Source organism: Mesotoga infera, assembly GCA_011045915.1.
GTDB classification, from domain to species: domain Bacteria; phylum Thermotogota; class Thermotogae; order Petrotogales; family Kosmotogaceae; genus Mesotoga; species Mesotoga infera_D.
On sequence record DSBT01000398.1, the window covers coordinates 1 to 3,853 of the forward strand.

Annotated in this window: 4 protein-coding genes; all 4 read right to left on the reverse strand. The window is 43.1% G+C overall.

Annotated elements, in window-relative coordinates; translation table 11 throughout:
* Positions 1-395 precede the first annotated feature (395 nt).
* The 4 genes from cas2 to cas3 are packed head-to-tail and all read right to left on the reverse strand — an operon-like array spanning position 396 to position 3,799.
* Positions 396-659 carry a CRISPR-associated endonuclease Cas2 gene (gene cas2, locus ENN47_12860; GenBank protein ID HDP79038.1) on the reverse strand — a complete coding sequence of 88 codons (264 nt, stop codon included), beginning with the start codon at positions 657-659 and terminating at the stop codon, positions 396-398.
* A gap of 2 nt (positions 660-661) precedes the next feature.
* A complete protein-coding gene (cas1b, locus tag ENN47_12865; protein HDP79039.1) occupies positions 662-1,630 on the reverse strand; it encodes a type I-B CRISPR-associated endonuclease Cas1 in 969 nt (322 codons plus the stop codon).
* 29 nt (positions 1,631-1,659) lie between these two features.
* Positions 1,660-2,211 (reverse strand): CRISPR-associated protein Cas4, encoded by a 552-nt coding sequence (cas4, locus tag ENN47_12870; protein ID HDP79040.1) that lies wholly within the window; start codon positions 2,209-2,211, stop codon positions 1,660-1,662.
* A complete protein-coding gene (gene cas3, locus ENN47_12875) occupies positions 2,159-3,799 on the reverse strand; it encodes a CRISPR-associated helicase Cas3' (GenBank protein HDP79041.1) in 1,641 nt (546 codons plus the stop codon). The genes cas4 and cas3 overlap by 53 nt, the downstream gene beginning before the upstream one ends.
* Positions 3,800-3,853: the final 54 nt, after the last annotated feature.

Here is a 3,853-nt window from a genome sequence, read left to right on the forward strand (position 1 = left end):
CCCTATTTATATTTAGATACCTTCAAGGATATATGGGAACAGATTTGTCGTTCCTAGACAAAACCACATCGTTTATATTTAGATACCTTCAAGGATATATGGGAACTGCAATTGCTCAAACGGAAAGTTCTTTGGATCCGAATTTAGATACCTTCAAGGATATATGGGAACCCCCGAATATAGGGCTTATTACATCCAATTATAGCCGACTGCAGTCGATTCTCTCAAAAGAAAGTGGCTGTCTGTATCGTCGAGCTGTTATGGTGCGAATCTCCTTGGGACCCGACGACATTCTGAAAGCGTTTCAAATAAAGAAGAATAGACAGTTGGTGAGGACTATAAGTCACTTTCGAGCGAGGGAGTGACGGAAGAATCCCAGCCCGACGAGAGTTCTTTCATAAGAAGTTTTTCGTATCTGCCTTTTCAAGACCAATAACGGTCTTGTTAACCCATTTCTCATCTTTTATCTTGTATATCAATACACTGTCTTCGTCCTTTTTTATTACCCTCCTAATAGCTTTCTTCATTGCTTCAAATCCGGCAGCAGTCAATTCTCCTTCGAAGACAGAATTTTGAACCCAGTTCAACTGCCTTTTAAGAAGCTTTCTAATCTTGTCTATTCTCTTTACCGCAACATCGTAAACCACAAGAACATACAAAACTACCACCAGGCCTTGAATGGTTCGTAATTCTCATCGCCTATTATGTGCTTTATCAGTCTGTAGCACTCAGCGCGAATCAGTTGCCTGTATGTTAGGTGTTTACCTGATTTCCTGTGTTTCATCGTTGTCTTCATTCTTTCATCGTAATCCTGCAGCATCGTCATCCTGCCCTTATCACTGAGCAGACATATTCCTTCTTTCTTAGTGAAGTCAGAGGTGTCGATTTCTCCATTGTTCCAGAGTTTGAATATCATCCTGTCAATTACTAGAGGTTTGAATATCTCTGAGATATCAAGTGAAAGTGAGAATCTCCTTGTTCCCGGTTCGTGAAGAAAACTGATTGTTGGATCGAGCTGTGTGTAGTATATTTCGCTCAGAGTTGCGGTGTACATGAGGGAGTTTCCAAAAGAAATGAGGGCATTGACTTCATTGTCCGGCGGTCTCTTCTTCCTCTTATCGAAAGAAGGAGCCTCTTTCAGTATATCGTTCCAGCACGAATAGTAAGTGCTTCTAATTCTTCCTTCTATACCCATCAACTGGTCCACTGCACCGGATTCATAGATCGATGCGCTTTCTTTCTCAATTGATTCAATTGCATTGCCGAGGTCTCTTCCCCTTGACTGGTAGTACAGGAGTGTCCGCCGAATGTTTGTCGCTGCACCATCTACAAACAACTGCGCCAGTTTCAGCCTCTTTCTTCTGTTCAGATAATGTTCGGCCTGTCTGACCTTCACATGTCCAGAAACAAGTGTTTCTCTCGGATAGAGAGAACTTGAGTAGAAGCCGTAGTAATTGAAGAAGTGAACGACTTTCCCGTTCTGCGCCAGGAAGTTTATCACCTTGGAATTGAGAGTGACCTCTCCCATTACATACAAATCGTGGATATCTTGTATGGGAATAGCTTTCTTCCTTTCATCGGTCTTCACATAGAGGGTATTGCCCTCTCGCAGAAGCGTTCCGTTGTTCATCACGTAGTAAGTCCTCAATTTGGGGCCTCCTAACCATAGCAGAAGTCATAGTAGGCGCATTTCTTACAGTAGGGCTTCGATTCAGAGTCAAGAGAAGGAGGAGAAGGCATTTGCAGTATTTCGTCAATGTGAGAGATGATAAACTCTATCTTCTCTCTGGCAGTCTCATTGAGAGTTACTTTCTTCACTCTGTTTTCTTTTGGATAGTGCAGCTCGCCGTCTACAAAAATGCCTTTTAGTGAAAGATAATACAGATAATAAAGAATCTGATTCTCACTTGCTTCCTCAAGGCGGGATGACTTTTTCACTTCGTGAATCGAGCCACCATCAATGAAATCCACTCTGATTTTGTTGTCGATTAGAATGTCCTTCGCCTTTCGCTCATAGGAATCTTCATGCAGCAACTTTCCAAGCTTCACGTTTTCGTTTTCGCTCTCCATTGAAATTCCGTGGCTGAACAGCCAGAGTTTTCTTTTGCATACGGTGTAATATGAGACCTGCAAACCACCATATGAAGGGAGCTCCGTATCAAACAAAGGGAGATTCTTCCTTTTCGTACTGGATTCCAATAGAAGCGTCATAGGGTATGTTTATCACGGCTATACTTCCGATTAGTTTCACTATCTTTGAGTCTGGAATTCTGGATCTCTTCACGGATAGCGTATATCCCTGTAGTTCGGTTGCTGCGCGCAGGCGAGAAATCCTTTCTTTAGAGGATTCCACTTTCTCCACAAGCTTCGATATAACATCTTCTTCTTTTTCATATATCGTGAAAGGAATGCACTCAATAGATGATATGTCCCTGAAGAGTTTCTGAGCGTCATCGCGGTTCTTGGCTTTTAGAATACCCAACTTAAGCATTTCTATTGCCTTCTCGAACTTCTCCTTAACTTTCTTCGCGTTTTCGCTATAGTAAAGAGTGTTCACTATGTCCTGTTTGTCCTCTTCTGAAAGTAGTCTGCCTGAATACTTCTCCAGGAGCTCTCCCGTTCCTGAGACAAGGTTTCTCTCATATACAGACCCAACGCCGGAAGTCTCGTCACTCCAGAATATATGCACGTTTGGTTTTTCGAGATTCAGTTTCCCCTCTCTTATCCGTCTCTCAACCCTACCCATTCTCTGTACGAGGCTGTCAGCAGGAGCAATTTCAGTGAACAGGACTGGGAAGTCAATGTCAAGAGATGCTTCTACGACTTGGGTGCTGACCACAATTCCCTTGAATGGATTGTCATCATGTAGTAGTCTATCTTCTTTGAACGACCTATCCCGAAGGATGAATCCCGAATGAAGGAGCATCAGATTATCCTCCGACTCATCGTTGAGTCTCTTTTTAAGCTCTTCATAGAGTTTCTGAGCCTGCTTAACAGTGTTCACTACGACCAGTACTCTTCCCTTTTCCCTCCATGAATCGATAATCGAATCACAGGATTCAACGATGTTCTCCCTGACTATTTCTATACGATGTTTTGCTACCTGAAGAAAACGCCTTTCGATTACTACATTTGGAAAGTTCTTTTTCGCAAAATCCAGATAAAACCCTGGCAGTGTGGCCGTCATTAGGCAGAACCTTGACCCAAGCTCTGTCACTTCTTTCAGACCCCAGAGAATTGCTGCCGCTATTTCAGGATTGTATGCCTGTAATTCGTCTATTACTATGTTCGAGTAAGAGAGAGTGGCATAGACCTTTTCGTAACCGGGAAACTTGAATGTCGAGGTGAATAACTGATCAGCTGTCGAAACACTTAGCGGTAAGGAAAGCTGCCTTGCTCTGTCCATAAGGCCGACTATTTCAGCGTCTTGCTTTTCCCTTTCTTCTATCTCTTTAAGAAGATACGCAGATGCAGTGCTGTGAAGCAAGCCTATCCGGCCATCATCACCAAAAACCGAAACCATTCTGCTGAACATTGCGTTCACCGAAGTTCTTAAAGGCAACGTGTAGAAAAGTTTCTCATTTTCGTTCCAAAGTAAAGCTAGTTCGGTTTTCCCCATACCGGTTGAGGCAATCAGTATCACGTTTTTTCCCAGGACTGAATCGAGGACCTCCAGCTGCCAGAGGGAAGATACATCTATCTCTTTTTCTGAGAGATACTTGAGGACAGAATCTTTCGTATTTGCAAATGGCTCAAACTCAGTGGGAAGATGTGCCGATGCCGAGTGATCGGCCTTCATAAGCAAACCTGAAAGAAGAATATATGCCCTCTGGCAATCGTGGTTGTTTCTTAC

Coding starts and splice junctions, on each gene's coding strand:
- cas1b (HDP79039.1), bottom strand. CDS start 1,630: ATGAACAACGGAACGCTTCTGCGAGAGGGCAATACCCTCTATGTGAAG.
- cas3 (HDP79041.1), bottom strand. CDS start 3,799: ATGAAGGCCGATCACTCGGCATCGGCACATCTTCCCACTGAGTTTGAG.
- cas4 (HDP79040.1), bottom strand. CDS start 2,211: ATGACGCTTCTATTGGAATCCAGTACGAAAAGGAAGAATCTCCCTTTG.